Annotated in this window: 14 protein-coding genes; 4 read left to right on the top strand and 10 right to left on the bottom strand. The window is 57.3% G+C overall.

Annotated elements, in window-relative coordinates; translation table 11 throughout:
• Positions 1-15: 15 nt before the first annotated feature.
• The 7 genes from EH31_RS00300 to EH31_RS00270 form a co-directional block, all read right to left on the bottom strand.
• A complete protein-coding gene (locus EH31_RS00300) occupies positions 16-1,128 on the bottom strand; it encodes a hypothetical protein (RefSeq protein WP_152553410.1) in 1,113 nt (370 codons plus the stop codon).
• 134 nt (positions 1,129-1,262) lie between these two features.
• Positions 1,263-1,748: a hypothetical protein gene (locus tag EH31_RS00295; protein WP_034957385.1), complete on the bottom strand. Its 486-nt coding sequence runs from the start codon at positions 1,746-1,748 to the stop codon at positions 1,263-1,265.
• Positions 1,749-1,779: 31 nt separating this feature from the next.
• Positions 1,780-2,760, bottom strand: coding sequence for a hypothetical protein (locus tag EH31_RS00290; RefSeq protein ID WP_034957383.1), 981 nt, complete (start codon positions 2,758-2,760; stop codon positions 1,780-1,782).
• A 143-nt stretch (positions 2,761-2,903) separates the two neighbouring features.
• The gene (locus EH31_RS00285; RefSeq protein ID WP_422110915.1) at positions 2,904-3,905 is read right to left on the bottom strand and encodes a DUF2891 domain-containing protein; all 1,002 of its coding nucleotides are present in this window, start codon (positions 3,903-3,905) and stop codon (positions 2,904-2,906) included.
• Positions 3,902-4,852: a DUF979 domain-containing protein gene (locus EH31_RS00280; protein ID WP_034957381.1), complete on the bottom strand. Its 951-nt coding sequence runs from the start codon at positions 4,850-4,852 to the stop codon at positions 3,902-3,904. The genes EH31_RS00285 and EH31_RS00280 overlap by 4 nt, the downstream gene beginning before the upstream one ends.
• Positions 4,849-5,541, bottom strand: coding sequence for a DUF969 domain-containing protein (locus tag EH31_RS00275; RefSeq protein ID WP_241765788.1), 693 nt, complete (start codon positions 5,539-5,541; stop codon positions 4,849-4,851). The genes EH31_RS00280 and EH31_RS00275 overlap by 4 nt, the downstream gene beginning before the upstream one ends.
• Positions 5,534-9,073, bottom strand: a complete 3,540-nt coding sequence (locus tag EH31_RS00270) for a hydantoinase B/oxoprolinase family protein (RefSeq protein ID WP_034957378.1) — start codon at positions 9,071-9,073, stop codon at positions 5,534-5,536. Before EH31_RS00270 ends, EH31_RS00275 begins: the two co-directional genes overlap by 8 nt.
• A gap of 300 nt (positions 9,074-9,373) precedes the next feature.
• Between EH31_RS00270 and EH31_RS00265 the strand changes: the two genes are divergently transcribed.
• Positions 9,374-10,714: a coiled-coil domain-containing protein gene (locus EH31_RS00265; RefSeq protein ID WP_206742000.1), complete on the top strand. Its 1,341-nt coding sequence runs from the start codon at positions 9,374-9,376 to the stop codon at positions 10,712-10,714.
• Between the two features lie 176 nt (positions 10,715-10,890).
• On the opposite strand, the gene pgsA is transcribed toward EH31_RS00265, so the two are convergent.
• The gene (pgsA, locus tag EH31_RS00260; RefSeq protein ID WP_034957376.1) at positions 10,891-11,499 is read right to left on the bottom strand and encodes a CDP-diacylglycerol--glycerol-3-phosphate 3-phosphatidyltransferase; all 609 of its coding nucleotides are present in this window, start codon (positions 11,497-11,499) and stop codon (positions 10,891-10,893) included.
• A gap of 155 nt (positions 11,500-11,654) precedes the next feature.
• Here pgsA and EH31_RS00255 point away from each other — a divergent pair, with 155 nt between their 5' ends.
• Positions 11,655-13,049 carry an MFS transporter gene (locus EH31_RS00255; RefSeq protein WP_034957375.1) on the top strand — a complete coding sequence of 465 codons (1,395 nt, stop codon included), beginning with the start codon at positions 11,655-11,657 and terminating at the stop codon, positions 13,047-13,049.
• Positions 13,050-13,064: 15 nt separating this feature from the next.
• On the opposite strand, the gene EH31_RS00250 is transcribed toward EH31_RS00255, so the two are convergent.
• Entirely contained in the window at positions 13,065-13,358 is a 294-nt protein-coding gene (locus EH31_RS00250; protein ID WP_241765787.1) for a hypothetical protein, read from the bottom strand.
• A gap of 168 nt (positions 13,359-13,526) precedes the next feature.
• Between EH31_RS00250 and EH31_RS00245 the strand changes: the two genes are divergently transcribed.
• Positions 13,527-15,236, top strand: coding sequence for a thiamine pyrophosphate-binding protein (locus EH31_RS00245; RefSeq protein WP_199796984.1), 1,710 nt, complete (start codon positions 13,527-13,529; stop codon positions 15,234-15,236).
• Between the two features lie 22 nt (positions 15,237-15,258).
• Here the strand turns inward: EH31_RS00245 and EH31_RS00240 are convergent, their stop codons facing one another.
• Positions 15,259-15,669: an EVE domain-containing protein gene (locus tag EH31_RS00240; RefSeq protein WP_081853240.1), complete on the bottom strand. Its 411-nt coding sequence runs from the start codon at positions 15,667-15,669 to the stop codon at positions 15,259-15,261.
• Between the two features lie 237 nt (positions 15,670-15,906).
• On the opposite strand from EH31_RS00240, the gene EH31_RS00235 reads away from it, so the two are divergent.
• Positions 15,907-17,580, top strand: a complete 1,674-nt coding sequence (locus tag EH31_RS00235) for a putative bifunctional diguanylate cyclase/phosphodiesterase (RefSeq protein WP_081853153.1) — start codon at positions 15,907-15,909, stop codon at positions 17,578-17,580.
• Positions 17,581-17,623 lie beyond the last annotated feature (43 nt).

Below are 17,623 nucleotides of genomic sequence, written 5' to 3'. Positions count from 1 at the left end.
CTCTGGATCAGGATCTTAGTTGATCGTGACTTCGAAATAGACCGAGCTGGTGGTCGACGCCGGAATGTCGGCAAGCGTGCCGTTGATGACACCTGCACCATTTGCACCGCCAGCAGTGAAGGTGGCATCGCCGCCCTCTTCATCCGTGCCGCCACTACAGGTTGCAACCGGGGTTGCACCCGAGCTGTCGACTGTCGCGGTGCCAAGGAAGATGCCAGAGCCGACCGTGAAGGTCACGTCGCCTGGAAGGTCATCGTTTACCGAAACGGCCGTCGCATCAGCAGCGCCCGCGCCGTTGGTAACAGCGATACAGTATTCGATCACCGCACCCGGAATAGCTTTCGGGTTAGTGGTGCCGTTGACCGGATCGCTTACAATACGGCTCGATTTGACGACCGTGACAAGCGCGCCAGAAACGCTGAACGAACCCAAGTCCGAGTGATCGCCGCCTGCAACGCCTTCTTCAGCAGTGCCCGAACCATCGGCAAGAACGGTGTCCACGCCTGCGGTGTTGGCATCGCCATTGTTTGCATTGATTTCAACGCCAAGGCCAGCAGCGCCAGCTTCGTGTGCGTCAGCAATCAGAACGATGTCGAAGGTGTCTGAGTTTACCGCATCCGTCGTGATATCAGCCACAACAAGAACTTTGATCGTTTCAGAACCCGCACCATCGTCAGCGGCCACTTCGTCAAGGAAAGTGATCGGGCCAGCGTCGATTTCAGCCTGGTCCAGAACGCCGTCACCATCAAGATCAGCATAGATCGTGATGTTCTCGATGTTGGCAGCGGTCCCGCCGGTCAGAACGGTTGAGAGGTCAAGATCGACCACATCGTTCGACAGGTTGGTCACGTCAAAGGCCAGAACAGCCTGTGTCTGGCCTGGCGCAACCGTAACAGGGCTCACGCTGGTCAGATTGACGTTGACGTCGATGACGCGGTCTACGGTGAATGTGTCACTGTCTGTGACAGATTGCGTTGTGTTGGGGTCGTTGCCAACCTGGTAGGAGACGGTCACGGAGTTTGTGATCGTGTCCCCTGCCGTTGTGCCGACTGCGAGAGCCGGAGTGCTGGACATCGCAATCAGCGCGAACGCGCTGACTGCACCCAGCAATCGTTTAGATTGTCTCATTGCAAGTGGTCCTTTGCGAGTGTGTGCCCTGCGTCATCATTGCCGCCCACAAGGCTCGGCGGCTTACGTCCCCCCTGTTGGGAAAAACCTGTTTTGAAGGACGAAACTTCTCTCAGCGCCCGATCAGCGCCCTATCAGCGGATGATCGCTGGATATTCGAGGCGTCCGCTTTCACCCGGCGCGATCTGCGCAAGGGTCCAGCGAACATGAGTGACATCGGCATGGCCAGCGGCCCGCGTGCTGCCATCCTCGAGGGTGACCAAAAGCGAGGCGAGCGGCCCCCATGTCTCCCCGCCATCAACCGACACCGTAAGGTCAGCATCAGCATCAGGCGCAAGGCGAACAGGACCCGGAAGCGGGTTGGTCACGACGAAATTCTTCACCGGCTCATCGCCTGTGTTGGAATAATCGGTGCCAAAAACCAGGCGGTCCCCTGGAACAATGGTGGTTGGCTCAACCAGCTGGGTGGTCTCTTTACCCTCAGCATCAGCCGAGGTCACAACCGCTTTAACATCGCCAGAAAGCACGACCGGGCTTGCCTCTTGTGCAAAGGCGGGCCCGGCAAACGCTGCTGATGCAACGAAAGCGGCAGTGGCGAGAGCTTTTTTGAAAGTGTTCATGTTATTGACCCGTCGTATTAATTTGTGTGGCTCAATCGATCGTGACGTCGAAGGTCACATCGTAGCTATCACCGCCATTCACAGTGCCGATGTCGACTGAGATGCCGGCTGCATCGGACGCTTCGCCCGCATCATCGCCGCTTGCATCTGTAAGAGGTGCGCCATCCAGCGTCAGGCTGCCGGGCACGTAAGTGGTGTCGGCCGGAATGCCGTCAGTGATCACGAGGCTGTCGAGCGAACCTGAGCCCACGACCACAGCGGTAAGCGTAAAGGTTGCGACTGTTCCGGGAACGGCGCCGGTCCCGCCAAAGGGATCAAGAAGGCTCACTGCCTTGGTAAGGTCCACCGTGGTCAGGCCCACAACCAGCGAACCGTTTGCAGCACTATCGGCGCCCGTTGTGCCGACAATCGCATCGCCGCCGTCAACGCCTGCGCCTGCAAAGGTTGTACCGGGCGAACCTGTTCCTGTGACGGCCTCGGCAAGCAGCTCTACATCGCTGATATCGCCATCGTTCACACCTGCTGGCACCTCAACGATAACAAAAACTGTGATCGCTTCGTCAGCTGCAAGATCAGGAGTTGTCTCTGGTCCGGTCAGGATCACATCGACCCCGTCATCGTACACGCCGTTGCCATTGGTATCGATTGCGATCGACGTGACGGATGTGTCAAAATCATTGCCAGCCACAGCCGGGTTGGCGGTCAGAGTGAAAGCTTCGGGGCCGTTACCCTGGTTCGTTACCTCGAAGGTCAGCACCTCTTGGCCCGGTTCCGCTGCGACCGGAGTGCTGTCTTGCGACGTCACTGTCACATCGAGCAGTTCATCCACCCGCACGGTTACGGTGTTTGAATCCACCGTCTTGGGCCCCTCACCATCTTCGTAGGTGGCGGTGGCCGTGTTTTCGATCAAAGACCCCGCACTCACGCCCTCAGCCATAGCCGGAGCGGAAAGGGTTAATGTGGCCAGAACAGACGTGGCCAATAGCGAGCTTATGAGTTTCTGCGTATCCATACGTAGGGGTCAATAGCCCCAAATGGTTAACGCGGCATTAGCTTGCGTGTAAAATCTGGTAAATATCAACCCATTGAAGAATATGATAAATTTTAGCTAATTGGTTAACAGAACGGGCGATACAATGCGGCATTCCGTAGCGTTCATCGGTTAGCTGAAGCGCTCTCAAGCAATGCCAGCAATGCAAAGCTGGCAAGCCAGTGCTCGCCCATATAATCCCCTGCCACGTGCGGGATCGCAGCTGAAAGGTGATCTGATGCTCGGGCTTTGAGCAGGTCGCGAAGTTTGGCAGGCCCAAGCACCCGCGAAATGCGTAAAAGACACCAGGCCCGGCTGAGGTTCAGGCCGTCGAGATGCGCAATCTTCCCGTCGCTGCGATCAGAGACGGTGACGGGCTTACACTCCCGTTCAAGCCAGCCATTAGTAATCACAAGCCTTTCAAACCAAGGGCCGAACTGATCGGGCTCCATGACGTCACTCATCAGCACAGCCGCAGTGAGCACGGGCGAGAGGAATTCATCACCGCCCGGCTCCCATCCGGCGTAATCCTCTCTATTCGCAAAAGCGTGCATCGACCAATTGTCGATCTGCTCAAGCAGCGCTGCATCACGCCCCTTTGCCCATTGGCGTGCGAGAGTTAGCGCAAAGGCGGTGTTGAAATGCGTTCCCACCGTAATCGGATAGGTGAGCAGCGGCAGAAACTGGGTAAATCGCTTGGCAAAAGCGCGCGCCAGTGGCTCCAACCGCGCGCCCCATTGCTGGTCATCGTGGCGCTCCGCCTCATGGTGGAGGTGTAACAGCCAGCCCCAGCCATAGGGCCGCTCCCACCCGCGCGCGGTCGGACGGTCGAGATAGGCGAGCTCAACAGCGAGCTTCTCTTGGGTAAAAGTTGTTTCAGCCAAGCCAGTTATCTCTGATACTTCAGAGATTGCGGGATAAAGCCGCCGTAAGCTCAACAAAAGCCACCATGAATGCACGCAAGAGTGCCAATCATAGCTGCCGAAAAACGCCGGATGGAGCGCGCGCGGCGTCTTTGCATCCGCATCCCCCGCCATCACATGGCCGGGCGCATTGGGATATTCCTGCCCCACATGACCAATCGCGATGCTTGCAAACTTGCTTGCAGTTTCCGGCGTAAGCTTCAGTTCCATAAGAGAAATGCCCCGGTGTAAATGATGAGAACATTGCACACCCACAGCGGAACCGCAGTACCGATCTGCTGACGAATAACCGCGTTTTGATCTTTCAGCTCAAGCAGCGCGGCAGGCACAATGTTAAAGTTGGCCGCCATCGGAGTGAGCAATGTGCCGCAGAACCCTGCGAGCATCCCGACCGCGCCGATCACCGCCGGGTTACCGCCATACCCCTCCACCAAAAGTGGAATACCAATCGCCGCCGCCATCACCGGGAAGGCGGCAAAGGCGTTGCCCATGATCATCGTGAACAGCGCCATGCCAAGGGCGAAGACGACAACGGTGAGGAACACGCTGCCTTCAGGGATCATATCGCCTGCAAACCCGCCGATGATCTCCCCCACTCCGGCCAGCGCAAACACCGCGCCAAGCGCCGCCAGCATCTGCGGCAGGATTGCTGCCCACCCGATGGAATCGAGCAAACGTCGTCCTTCTTGAGCAGGCGCAAGCAAGGGTGGACGCAGCCACACCATCGCAGCAACAAGCGCGATCACCACACCAATCCCAAACAGAATAAGCGTCTCGCGCCGCTCTTCGAACAGGCCAGTCCCATTGAGCGGGGTGTAATTGTATAGCAGCGTCCCTGCGACTGCGGTGATCGGCACGATCAGAGCCGGGACAAACAGTCTGTTGCCCAGCGCCTCGGAAAAGGCCGAACGCTCTTCCGGCGATGTCGTCTCAGGGTCAGAGCGCTTCAACCCGCCCATGCCCGCAATCACCACCAGCGCAAGAACCAGCACGCCATTGGCAAGATCGCCAAGATGTGTGCCAGCGAAGAAACTGACAGCCAAAAGACCCCAAAATGCAGCATTTCCAATGCGTTTGTCGCCAATACTGAGAATTGACCAGAAGGCAAAGAACGCGCCTGCGAGCCAGTATAGCCATTCATAGGTAATCATGGCGTGCGCCTCCCCAATGACCGATCAAGGGCGTTGATACGCCACGAATGAATGAGGAACGCGCAGATCGCCGTGGGGATCGCCCAAACCGAAAGCTCAAGCGGGGTGAGCGGGTATCCGTAGCTTTCAAATACCCCTTGAATCAAGAGGATAGAAGCGATTGCGAAGAAAATATCTTCACCAAAGAACAATCCGACATTGTCGGTCGCCGCCGACATGGCGAGGACTTTCTCGCGATCTTCGGGCTGCAATTCGCCATGCGACTTTTCCGCCGCAGCCTCTGCCATTGGCGCGACCAGCGGACGCACAGCCTGAGGATGACCACCGATATCCTTCATCCCCAACGCTGCGGTGATCTGGCGAAAGCCCAGATAGATCACAAGAAGCTTACCCATCGTCGCCCCTCGCACGCTTTCGATCACCGAACGAGCGCGCTGTTGCAGACCATGCCGCTCAAGCAGGCCGATGACCGGAAGGATGATCCAGGTGACAGAGATATAGCGATTGTCGTTAAAGGCCTTTCCCAAGGCCTCAACAACACCGATGATATCAATGCCTGCCAAAAGCCCTGTCACAACCGCCGCGCCAACAACAACCATCAGCGGGTTGAACCGCAGCGCAAAGCCGATCACCACCAAGGCGATGCCCAGCAACGGCCAGTAATTGGTTGCCATTTCAGCCTCATTCATGGCCGTATCCCCCTCCTCCCGGTGTCAGAATTACAAATGTATCGCCCACGCCCATCTCGGCGCTGTCAGTGGCGGTCAGTTCAACGCGCGTGCCATCGACGCGCTCGACCCAATTGCGACCCGGCTGCGCGTCGCCTCCGCCCGCTAAACCGCGCGGCGGCACCGCTCTGCGATTGGCGAGCATATTGGCGCGCATCTCTTCGAGGAAAGTCACCCGGCGGATGGTCCCGTCCCCGCCAGTGTGCGCGCCCTTGCCCCCTGACCCGCGCCGGATCGAAAACTCCTCCAGCCGCACAGGAAGCCGTGTTTCAAGGATTTCAGGATCAGTGAGACGCGAATTGGTCATGTGGGTTTGCACCGCACTCGTCCCGTCATGGTCAGGCCCTGCGCCAGAACCGCCGCAGATCGTCTCGTAATATTGATGCCGTGCGTTACCGAAGGTGAAGTTGTTCATCGTCCCTTGGGATGGCGCGAGCTTTCCGGTGGCGGCGAACAGCGTGTCGGTCACCGCCTGGCTTGTCTCGACATTGCCCGCGACCACCGCTGCGCCCGGCCGAGGGTTCAGCATGGAGCCTTCGGGCACGATAAGCTCTACAGGGCGCAAACACCCATCATTCATCGGGATCACATCGTCGATAAGCGTGCGCAGGACATAAAGCGCAGCGGCGCGTGTGATGGACCTTGGCGCGTTAAAATTGTCGGGAAGCTGGTCAGAGGTGCCGGTGAAATCGAACACCGCTGATCGCGCCTCATGGTCGATGCGTATCGCGACTTTCACCTGCGCGCCGTTATCGAGATGGGTGGTGAAGCTCCCATCTTCCAGCCGCCCCAGCAATCGCCGCACGCTTTCTTCGGCATTGGCGATCACATGGCCCATGTAGGCGGCAACCACATCCGCGCCTTGATCACGCGCGGCTCCGATGAGCAATTCTGCACCCCTCGTGCAGGCGGCCAATTTCGCCCGAAGGTCGGAGATGTTGCGATCAGGGCTTCGCGCCGGGTATTTCGCGGAGGCCAGCACTTCGCGCACTGCCGCCTCCTTGAACGCGCCTTGGTCCACCATCAGGAGGTTGTCGATCAGGACGCCCTCTTCTTCGATAGTGCGGCTTTCAGGCGGCATGGAACCGGGTGCAATGCCGCCAATATCGGCATGGTGCCCGCGGGCTGCGACAAAGGCGTCGGGAGCGATGCTTTGGTCATTGTAGAAGACCGGCACGATCACAGTGATGTCGGGCAAGTGGGTGCCGCCGCGATAGGGATCGTTCAGCACATAGGCATCACCGCGAAGGAATCCGCGACCGTCGCGCGCATCTCCTCTCGCTTCAATCACGCGAGCGATAGAATCGCCCATACTGCCAAGGTGCACCGGGATATGGGGCGCATTGGCGATCAGGCTTCCTCGTGCATCAAACAAAGCGCAGGAGAAGTCCAAACGCTCTTTAATGTTGACCGAGGTCGCCGTGGATTGGAGCACGACGCCCATCTCCTCGGCAATCGCCATGAACAGGTTGTTGAATATCTCAAGCCGCACCGGATCAACTCTGGTCCCGGCTGCGCGCTCTCTTTCAAGCGGCACGCTGCGGGTCAGGACGAGGCTCGTCTCCTTGGCCAATGCTGCCTGCCAGCCGGGTTCGACCACCGTGGTGGAACCGGGATCGATGACAAGCGCCGGGCCTTTGACCACTTCGCCGGGGCGCATGGCTGCGCGTTCTACCGTGTTCCATCTGCCCGACGGTATTGCCCCGACAGACACCGACACCGCCTCAGCGCGGCCCAAACCGCCAGAGGTGCCGCTGGCCTCAACACTCAACGCCTCGACAATGATTGAGGCGCCCGCGTCAGAATAGCCGAATTGGGACAAGTGCAAGGCCCGGAATGCTTGGTCCATTTCGGCCATATCGCCGCAATCGACGGTGAGCATGGAATCGCTGCCCTCGAAGCGCAGCCTTGCGCGGGCGTGGATGTGGACCGCGTCTTCGCCAATTCCCTGATCGATCAGAGCGCTGCGGGCGGCGCTTTCAAGCTTGCCAAGGTCGGCGGCAAACCCTTCGCCAAGCGGGCGGACCACGCTCACTTCGCGGATTGCTTTAACAGGTGCCAAGCCAATGCCGAACGCAGAGAGCATCCCGGCGAGCGGGTGAACAAGGACGGTTTCCATCCCTAAAGTGTCAGCGACCCTGCACGCGTGTTGTCCCCCTGCACCGCCAAAACAGGCAAGCGCATATTGGGTGACGTCATGGCCCCGCGCGACCGAGATTTTGCGGATCGCATTCGCCATATTGTCGACCGCGATGGATAGGAAACCGTCGGCGATCTCTTCCAGGGGTTTTGGCTCCGGCAGGCGCGCTGCGACCTGTTCCAAGGCGGTGCGCGCTGCCTTGGGATCAAGCGGCTCATCCCCAGCCGGGCCAAAGACGCTTGGGAAAAACGCCGGATCAATACGGCCAAGGAACAAGTTGCAATCGGTCACGGTAAGCGGCCCGCCCTTGCAATAGCACGCAGGCCCCGGATCAGCGCCCGCGCTATGCGGCCCGACGCGGAAACGCGCCCCGTCAAATTCGCAGATCGATCCTCCGCCAGCGGCAACCGTGTGAATTTGCATCATGGGGGCCGCCACCCGGACGCCGGCGACAACGCTGTCTCCGGTTAGCTCATATTCCCCCGCATAATGCGCGACGTCGGTGCTGGTCCCGCCCATATCGAAACCGATGAGTTTAGAGTGCCCCAGTGGCTCACACGCAGCCGCCATGCCGACAACGCCGCCCGCTGGCCCCGAAAGGATTGCATCCTTGCCCCGGAACGCGCCCACTTCGGCCAAACCGCCGTTTGACTGCATAAAGCGCAAGGCGTCGGCATCGGGAAGCTGGGCCTGCAAAGTATCGGTATATCGGCGCAGCACCGGCGAGAGATAGGCGTCCACCACAGTGGTATCGCCGCGCGGGATCAGCTTTATCAGCGGTGCAACCTCATGAGAGGTGCTGATTTGCGCAAAACCCGCTTGCTGCGCGATTTCAGAGAGGCGCTGTTCATGGGCGCGGTATTTCCAGCCGTGCATCAAAACAATCGCGACCGCGTCAAACCCATCCTTGCGAAGCTGCTCAAAATCGGCACGCGCGGCCTCTTCATCAAGGTGGGTCAGAACCTCGCCATCCACTCCGACACGCTCAGCCACTTCGATGACACGTTCAGGCAATTGTTCGGGCAAGACGATATGCCGTGCAAAAATGTGAGGCCGTGCCTGTGTGCCAATCCTCAGCGCATCACCAAACCCTTTGGTAATCACCAAGGCCAGTCGCTCTCCCTTGCGCTCCAACAAAGCGTTGGTGGCAACCGTTGTGCCGATCCTTAGCTCTGCGATAGGGGCAGACCCGTGTCGCCCCATCAATCGGCGCACAGCCTCGCTTGCGGCGTCTTCGTAGTGTCCCGGGCTTTCTGACAACAGCTTGTCGGTTACAAGCGCACCCTTAGGCGTCAGCGCGACGACATCGGTAAAGGTTCCCCCGCGATCAATCGCAAAGCGCCAGGCTGTCATGGAAGCTTTTATCCTTTACGTTTTTCACGCTTGGAAACTTCCTTCGCAAGCACCGCGCACAAGGTCAACCCCCGAGGGCTTCGATGTCCTCAACTCACGCGACCCTCGGGTATTCCCTAAGCTATTTTCCTTAGGGCTCCCCCGCAGGTCTCAAGTACCGTTCCGTTCGTTAGTTTTCGAGTAACCCTGTTTTGCAGCAAAGTGTTCACCACGATGGTTCGTGCGACACGGTGCTGTGAAACAGTCTTTAACAGCGAGGACATTATGGCCAACGCTTTCCAGTTCCGATCTCTCCTTGGCATGAGCCAAACACGAGAGGAAATAAGTTCACAGGATTTGACCAGCGAGCCCGTTGTCAATGACCCGGTTGCTGCACAATCGCGCGGGAGCCGCTCTATGCAGGTCCGCGACAATCTTGATGTGCTCATGAATCAGATCGAACATGCGCGCCGCGATGCCGATCAAATGATCGAAGATATCTCCGCACTTGAAGTCGAAGCTGGGCAGGCAGCATCCTTGCGCCGCGAAAACGATGCCTTGCGCGATAAATTGGAAGACACCTCGCGCGAAACAATTGCCGAGGCAACCAAGGCCAAAGAGGCCGCGCGCGAAATCGGCCGCCTTAAAGAAGATCTTACCCGCCTTCACGCCGATTATGAAAAGAGCGAGCGCGAGGCGAACGCAAATGCTCTGGATGCTGAACGCATTGGAGATCGCCTGCGCAGTGCGGTTGCGGCGCTTAACGAGGCCCGGCGCGAGGTTGAAACGCTTCGCGATGCCAAAGACAAGGCCGAGATCGATGCCTCTTGCCTTAAGGCAAATCTGGCAGAACGTGACCGGACACAAAACGCGCTGATGCGGCAGGAAAAAGATCTGCGAATGCAGGTCGCCAAGCTCACAGACCAAAACGAAGAGGTAATCGATGCACTGTCGCGCAAAGAGCGGGTTGTGCTGGAAAAGGCGGCTGAGATTGATGCAGCAAAGGACCGGATTGCCGAGCTTGAGACCAATGCCGAGACATCGCGCGAAGAAATCCGCGTTCTTGGTAACAAATATTCCGAACTCAAAATCTCGCAAGAAGCACGCATCATCGCATTGAATGACGGTCTTAGCCAGGAGCGCGAGAGTCACCGAATGACGCTCAAACTTCTGGAAGAAGCGCGTTCAAGCAACGATATGCTGAGCGATGAGAACACGCTTTTCAAAGACCAGGCCGTCAATTCTTCAAGAGATGCGCAAAAGATGAAACGCGAATTGAGCGCGTCCAGAGCGCAGGTCCAAGAATATGGAGACAAGCTTAAAGAAGCGCACCTGCGGATCGATTCTGCGCATAGCGACATCCAACGCCTGGAGATGCAATTGGAGGAAGCGAAGAAAGACGCGGTCACCTTGCAGAGACAGGCCGGTCAGTCGGACCAACTCCTTCGCGAGAACACTCAGCTGCACGAGCGACTGGGCCGGTTGCAACAAAGCCTAGATCGTCGCCGCGACACCGATATTCTGAGCGATGTGCCGATCATGCTGACCAATGCGTCAAAGACTTCGGCGACGGAAGCTGCCAAAACGACTGCGAAAGAAACAGCAGCAGCGACAACGACCGGGACCGCCGCGCCAAATGTGGCTCGTATCAGGCGGCGATAATTATGGCCAAATGAGTTTTACTGTTACCGCAAGCTGACGACTGCTTTCCCCCGGGGTGGCACTGGGCGAGCGCGCGTTGGGATCAAGACTATGGAAACGCGCGCTCATGCTTGCAAATCCGTTCCGCGTGCGCGTCGAATACATCAGCAGCGTAATCGCGCCGGGCTCTGTGGGCCTTATTCCATGTGTTTGATGCCAACCCGCAAGTAATCCCAGCCCGTGATACAGGTGAGAGCTGCGGCGAGCCAAAGGCTTGCCAGTCCCACAACATGAATCCAGCTTTCCGCAATCGTGTGGCAATCAGGGTCGGGTGACTGGCACGGCTGACCATGCACCGCCCCGCCCAGGATTAACGCGCCAAGCGCAATCAATTGGAGCGTGGTCTTCCATTTTGCGAGTTTTGTAACGGGCACAGACACCTGAATGCCGCCCAAAAATTCGCGCAGACCCGAAACCGTAATCTCGCGCACCAGAATAATACCGCCAGCAATAACATGCAGATCGCCCACATATGGCCCGCGCAGATACCCTTGTGCGGTCAGGATCAGGATGACGGCGGCCACCATGATTTTATCGGCAATCGGGTCTAGAAAAATGCCAAGTTTTGACACCGTGCCTTGCGCCCGCGCCAGATAACCGTCGAAAAAGTCGGTGATGGCAATGCCACAATACAGCACAAAACCAATCAGATAACCAAGTTTCCAATCCGGCCACCACAAGAAGAAGCCGAGCAGCGGAACCGCAAAAATGCGCGATAGGGTAAGGATGTTGGGCAAGGTCAGCATGATACGAAACGCTCCTTAGCGCCCATTTGTCACAAGCAAAATACCCTAGTTTCGCGGTGCAAGAGATCGGGACATTGAACACCGCGCGCACTTGTGTGCCTGAGTGTTTCCACTAAATGGGGTGCGCAACAAGCCGCCGGGACGCAACGTAAAGCATGACCACAGCAACGCACCTTATGCGTCAAAAGCGCTTTTTGCCGCTAATGGTGACGCAATTCTTCAACGCGTTTAACGACAATCTGTACAAGACCGCGATGACCCTTTTTGTGGTCTATTCCGTCTATTCCTCTGAACGCGATGAAGCGCTGTTCAGCGGGGTGGGATCGCTCATCTTCGTGCTGCCCTTTGTGCTTTTTTCCGCTCTTGCAGGGCAACTCGCCGACACGCGCGACAAAGCCGCAATCATCAGAGTGGTCAAGCTGTGCGAAATCGGTTGGGCCAGCCTTGGGGTCTTTGGGCTTTATCTGGTGTGGCAAGGGATTGCGGTGCACACATTTGCGATCCCGCTTTTGTTGGTCGTTTTGTTTCTGGCCTCCACCCAATCGGCGTTCCTTGGCCCGATCAAATACGCAATTTTGCCCCAACAGTTGAAACCCAATGAAGTGCTGCCGGGCACCGGATTGGTCGAGGCTGGCACGTATATCGCAATCCTTGGCGGAACGATTTTGGCGGGCTTTGTTGAGGTCGAAACTTCGATGATCCTCATTATGATCACCGCAGTCCTTGGCTATATCTCGGCCCGCTTTGTGCCCGAGGCTTTGCCGCAAGGCGATTATGAGATGCACTTCCCGCTGCTCGAACCTTATGCCGCCAAAACCAAGAATGCGGTTAAGCGGTGGCTGGGCTACCCATTCGTTGCCGTCGCTGACCAAGTGGTCATGAGCTTTCGCCTCATCAAAGAGGTCAAGCAAAGTCGCCAGATCTGGCTCGCCATTATCGCGATCAGCTTTTTTTGGACGATGGGCGCGGTGTTGTTCATTCAATTCCCCCCGCTGGCGAAAAACCAATTGCTCGCGACACCCGAAGTCGCCAGCCTGTTTCTCGTCATTTTCTCGCTTGGTATCGCCATTGGCTCTGTCAGCATCAACGCGCTTTTGAAAGGCGTTGTCTCTGCACGGTATTCACCAATTTCTGTCGTCGTGATGGGCGCTTTTCTGATCGGCTTTTACATCGTTGCAAAAGCCTGGACGCCCAATTCCGCCGGTCAATTGCTGCCCATCGACGAATGGATACTTGAACCTCTCGCGGTGCCTTTGTCGGCAATGCTGCTGGGTGTGTCGACAGCTGGGGGCATGTTTGTGGTGCCGCTTTATGCTTTTCTCACCACCCGCTGCGCCAAGAATGCGGCAAGCCGTACGATTGCGGTCAACAATATCGTCAACTGCATCAGCATGGTTCTGGGATCGGCACTGGCGATTGGCCTGACCAGCATTGGCCTTCCAGTGGTTGACCAGCTGCTGGTCGCAGCAGCGATGACGATGGTGTCGGCCTGGCTTGGATGGTTACTTTACAAGGCCGAAAAAGAGGCGGGCCTCGCTGACCCTTTTTAGAGGTTCTGGGCCTTTTTAGAGGATAAACACCAGCACAGCGGCAAAAGTAGCGAAATAGACGCTCGCAAATCCGCGCACATCGTCTCTGGTTAAACGCCAAAGACTGGCAGCGGCCGTTTCGAAGTGCTGTTCGCCACAATCAAGAACTTCAGTCACATGCCGGGGCAAAGTGGCTCTGAACCGATGCCGTGCCGTTTCGTCGGTGAGAACCAATGCGCGGCGTTTGCGACCCGGAAGGCGCCTGCGCTCGATCTCAGGAGCGGGGGCAGCGTTAAGGAAACCGTCGGCGGTCAAAATGGCGTTGCTCATGGAATGTCATTAAGACTTTCTTAACTTTTTCGCGAGCGCCTATTTTGCCCTGCCCATTAGCGGGACACATCCTCAAGGGCGTGGTTAATCTCCACAAGCCTCTGCGCGCCGCGCAAAACCCCGTCACAGCGTTTGCTCTTGCCCCGCGCCCCCGCTAATCCAGCGGCAATGGACAAGGGTAATAACGTGACGCAAAGAACGAAATCCGCAGCCGAGCTTCTGGTTGAATGCCTTGAGGCGCAAGGCACTGACCGGATCTTTACTGTCCCCGGTGAAAGCTTTCTGGCGGTGCTCGACGCGCTTCACGGACAAAGCGGCATCGAAACCGTGATCTGCAGGCAGGAAGGCGGCGCTGCGTTTATGGCGTGTGCCGATGGCGCGATGAGCGCGGCTGGAGACGCGCTTCGCCCCGGTATCGCTTTTGTCACTCGCGGGCCTGGTGCAACCAATGCCTCGATCGGCGTCCATGTTGCAATGCAGGATTCGCAGCCGATGATCTTGTTCGTGGGTGATGTCGCCCGCCCTTGCCGCGACCGCGAAGGGTTTCAGGAGATTAATTTCGAAGCCTTCTTCGGACCCATTGCAAAGTGGGCTGCGCGTATTGATGATCCCGCTCGCGTGCCCGAATACATCGCCCGCGCTTACTCGGTCGCGATTAGTGGGCGCCCTGGCCCAGTCGTCCTTGCCCTGCCCGAAGATATGCTGTGCGATCCCGTATCCGCCGATCTTGCGCCCCGCCCGCTTGCGGTGCGCCCAACCCAGGCGGTGTGCCCGGATGCGATGCAGGCCTTGTTTGCGATGATCGCAGATGCGGCCAGCCCGATTGCCATCATCGGCGGTGCCGGCTGGAACACGAAAGCGCGCCTCGGTTTTCAACAGTTTGCTGAGCGCATCGGCCTGCCAGTCGCGACCGCGTTCCGGCGTCAGGATGCAATTGATCCCAATTCAAGCGTTTACGCTGGCAACCTTGGATATGGGCCAAACCCCAAGCTGATTGAGCGGGTGAAGAACGCTGACCTCGTGCTGACGGTCGGCGCACGGTTGGGCGAGGCCACGACCGACGGATACGAAGTCCCCTCATTAGAGCATCCCGATCAATTGCTGATCCACATCCACCCGGACCCCGACGAAATTGGCCGCGTGTACCGCACGGACCTTGGCATCGCTTGTTCGGTTGATGAATTCGCAGAAGCCGCAAGCCTTTGGGAAGATGCAAGTATCATCCCGTTTGATGCAGGCGCTGAGGCGAATGCGCAATGGCGCGAATGGGCCACACACACACCTTCGCAAACACCCCCGTCGCTCGATATGGCGGCCTGCGTTACCGCGATGCGAGAGGCGCTTCCAGACGACAGCATCATTTGCAATGGTGCAGGCAATTTTGCCGGATGGTGGCACCGATATTGGCGTTACGCAGGCTATCCCAGCCAATTGGCACCGACCGCTGGCGCGATGGGATATGGCGTGCCTGCAAGCGTCGCTGCGGCCCTTCGTTACACCGACCGCACCGTGGTGGCCGTGGCTGGCGACGGCGACTTTCTGATGAACGGGCAAGAGCTTGCGACCGCTGCGCAATATGGGGTAAACCTTATCGTGCTGGTGGTTGATAACGGTGCCTATGGCACGATCCGTATGCACCAAGAGCGCGAATATCCGGGCCGTGTTTCGGGCACTGGTCTTTCAAACCCGGATTTTGCAATGCTGGGGGCAAGTTTTGGCGGATGGAGCGCAACCGCGACCACCACGCAAGAGTTTGTCTCAGCGTTAAACGAGGCAAAAAACCGCGAGGGGCTGCGTCTGATCCACATGAAAATAGACGTCGAACAGCTTGCGGCAAGCGGTGCGACAATCAGCGGGCTCAGGTCCAAACCGTCTTAGGCTCAGGACCTAGGCTCAGGACCTAACCTTCGGCCATATCGCAGATCACCTGCCATTCCTCTGGCGTGATCTTGGCCACCGAAAGGCGCGACAAGCGCACAAGCTCACAGTCGGCCAGTTTGGGTTCGGCCTTGATCTGTTTAAGGCTCACAGGCTTTGCTAATTTGCGCATCGGCTTCACCTTTACCGCAGCCCATTTGCCGGTTTCATCAGTGGGGTCGAGGATGCCGGCAACGCTAACCTCGCAAATTCCCACAATCTCAAGCCCTTCGCGTGAGTGATAGAAAAAGCATTGGTCGCCGACTCCCATCGCCCGCAGGTTCAGCTTGGCCGAATGGTTGCGCACCCCGTCCCAAACGCCCTCTGTTTCGGCCACAAGGTCGTCCCAACTATATTTGAACGGCTCTGATTTCATCAGCCAGTATTGGGGCACGGTCGCAGTCTCCACATGAGATTGGGCAAGGCGCGTTTAAAACCTCGCGATTGGACAGACGAAATAGGGCAAGACAAAGAACGTTTCCAGCTTTGAGCAGTTGAACCCTGGGGCCAACACGCCGGATCAAAGCGGTTAATGCACAAGTCTTTCATCAGTTAACCCAATCTTTAAGACGTTTCGGATATTTGCATCCATCTTGGAGTAATCAAAAGGTCGAGTTTCGACGGATCAAGTATGGTGGATCGCGAAAAACCCGAAAAGCTTAAAGGTTCTGCAGAGCGTGATCTGGTTGCGCTTGGTATTGCCTTTGCCGCTATCATTCTGTTCGTTGGCACAGGCGGCGCGGTCCTCCCCGCTATAGTCAATTCGCTACGCGGCGTAGGCGCGGCACCAGACACTCTGCTCGTCAATGCGCTTCTTCTCAATGTGGTTCTCATCATCTTTGGATGGCGGCGATACAGAGAACTCAAAATCGAAATCAATGAGCGGCGCAACGCAGAGGATTTGGCGCGCAAACTGGCTGAAACCGACCCGCTGACAGGGTGCCTCAATCGGCGTAGCATATCGAGCGCCACGCACGCTCTGCGCGATCAAGCACACGCCACAGGCATGGCGGTCGTGTACGGTTTGATCGATCTCGATAATTTCAAACAAATCAACGATATGAATGGCCACACCGCTGGCGATAGCGCCTTGATCGAAATGGCAAATCGGATCAGAACTGCGCTTCCGGCGGATGCTCATCTTGCCCGCATTGGCGGCGATGAATTTGCGTTTGTCTGGTCCTATGACCCTCACCAACCAGAGCGCGTTGATGATCTGGTGATCCGCCTTTTTGAAGCAATGGCAACGCCTTTTGCGCTCGACAAGGTCACGGTTGATACAACTTTTTCCATTGGCCTTGCCAGCGACCACGAACACAATGATCTGGACCCTGATCTGTGCTCATTGGATGCGTTGATGCACCGCGCAGACATTGCCATGTATCAAGCCAAGAAAGAGGGCAAGAACCGCTATTTCTGGTTTGAACCAAGCATGGAAAACGAACTTCGTTTTCGTAATGAGCTTGAGCTGGGTATCCGCAAAGGCTTGTTGGAGGGAGAATTTGTTCCCTTTTACGAACAGCAGATCGACCTCGATAGCGGCGACCTTATGGGCTTTGAAATGTTGGCCCGGTGGATTTCGCCCACGCTGGGAACAATCAGCCCGGAGGTTTTCATCCCCATTGCAGAAGAAATCGGGGTCATCTCTGATCTTTCAGACCAACTGATTGACCGCGCTTTGGTTGATGCGCGCGATTGGGACAAGAGCCTCACCTTGTCGATCAATATCTCTCCAGTTCAGATGCGCGATCCGTGGTTTGCGCAAAAGCTGCTTAAGATGCTGGTCAAGCATAATTTCCCGCCTCAAAGGCTCGAAGTGGAGATCACGGAAAGCTGCCTGCACGACAATGTCGACATGGTGCGCGGCATGATTGTGTCGCTACGCAACCAGGGTGTCCAGATCAGTCTTGATGATTTTGGCACAGGCTATTCCTCGCTGGAACAGCTGCGCACCCTGCCATTTGACCGGCTCAAGATTGACCGATCTTTTGTCGGCGAACTTTCAACGCCAAGCGCCAAGTCACCGCTTGTGGATGCGATTGTTTCACTTGGCCGCGGGCTCGACCTGCCGATGACGGTCGAGGGGATTGAGGATGAAGTCATCCTGCGCCAGCTGAAACAGATGGGCAAACTCAAAGGTCAGGGCTTCCTTTATGGCCGCCCTGAAAGCGCAGAGCAGGTCCGCAAACGGCTGGCTGAGGCAGGCAGGCTTGCCGATCATGTCGAGGGCGATATCGGCGCGAGCACAGGCGCACCCAAGCGCAAGACCTCGGATATCGAACAGGCCATGCCGCGCAGGGCATAGGTGCGAATTCACCGCTAAGACTGGACGCATGGGGTTAGGGTGC

It is taken from the genome of Erythrobacter longus (assembly GCF_000715015.1).
Lineage (GTDB): Bacteria > Pseudomonadota > Alphaproteobacteria > Sphingomonadales > Sphingomonadaceae > Erythrobacter > Erythrobacter longus.
This window is presented reverse-complemented; position numbering and strand designations above follow the sequence as displayed.

Excerpts from the sequence above, each read along its gene's own strand:
- EH31_RS00255 (WP_034957375.1), top strand. The coding sequence starts at position 11,655 with ATGACCACAGCAACGCACCTTATGCGTCAAAAGCGCTTTTTGCCGCTA.
- EH31_RS00290 (WP_034957383.1), bottom strand. The coding sequence starts at position 2,760 with ATGGATACGCAGAAACTCATAAGCTCGCTATTGGCCACGTCTGTTCTG.
- EH31_RS00300 (WP_152553410.1), bottom strand. The coding sequence starts at position 1,128 with ATGAGACAATCTAAACGATTGCTGGGTGCAGTCAGCGCGTTCGCGCTG.
- EH31_RS00265 (WP_206742000.1), top strand. The coding sequence starts at position 9,374 with ATGAGCCAAACACGAGAGGAAATAAGTTCACAGGATTTGACCAGCGAG.
- EH31_RS00275 (WP_241765788.1), bottom strand. The coding sequence starts at position 5,541 with ATGAATGAGGCTGAAATGGCAACCAATTACTGGCCGTTGCTGGGCATC.
- EH31_RS00250 (WP_241765787.1), bottom strand. The coding sequence starts at position 13,358 with ATGAGCAACGCCATTTTGACCGCCGACGGTTTCCTTAACGCTGCCCCC.
- pgsA (WP_034957376.1), bottom strand. The coding sequence starts at position 11,499 with ATGCTGACCTTGCCCAACATCCTTACCCTATCGCGCATTTTTGCGGTT.
- EH31_RS00235 (WP_081853153.1), top strand. The coding sequence starts at position 15,907 with ATGGTGGATCGCGAAAAACCCGAAAAGCTTAAAGGTTCTGCAGAGCGT.
- EH31_RS00295 (WP_034957385.1), bottom strand. The coding sequence starts at position 1,748 with ATGAACACTTTCAAAAAAGCTCTCGCCACTGCCGCTTTCGTTGCATCA.
- EH31_RS00245 (WP_199796984.1), top strand. The coding sequence starts at position 13,527 with ATGGACAAGGGTAATAACGTGACGCAAAGAACGAAATCCGCAGCCGAG.
- EH31_RS00270 (WP_034957378.1), bottom strand. The coding sequence starts at position 9,073 with ATGACAGCCTGGCGCTTTGCGATTGATCGCGGGGGAACCTTTACCGAT.
- EH31_RS00280 (WP_034957381.1), bottom strand. The coding sequence starts at position 4,852 with ATGATTACCTATGAATGGCTATACTGGCTCGCAGGCGCGTTCTTTGCC.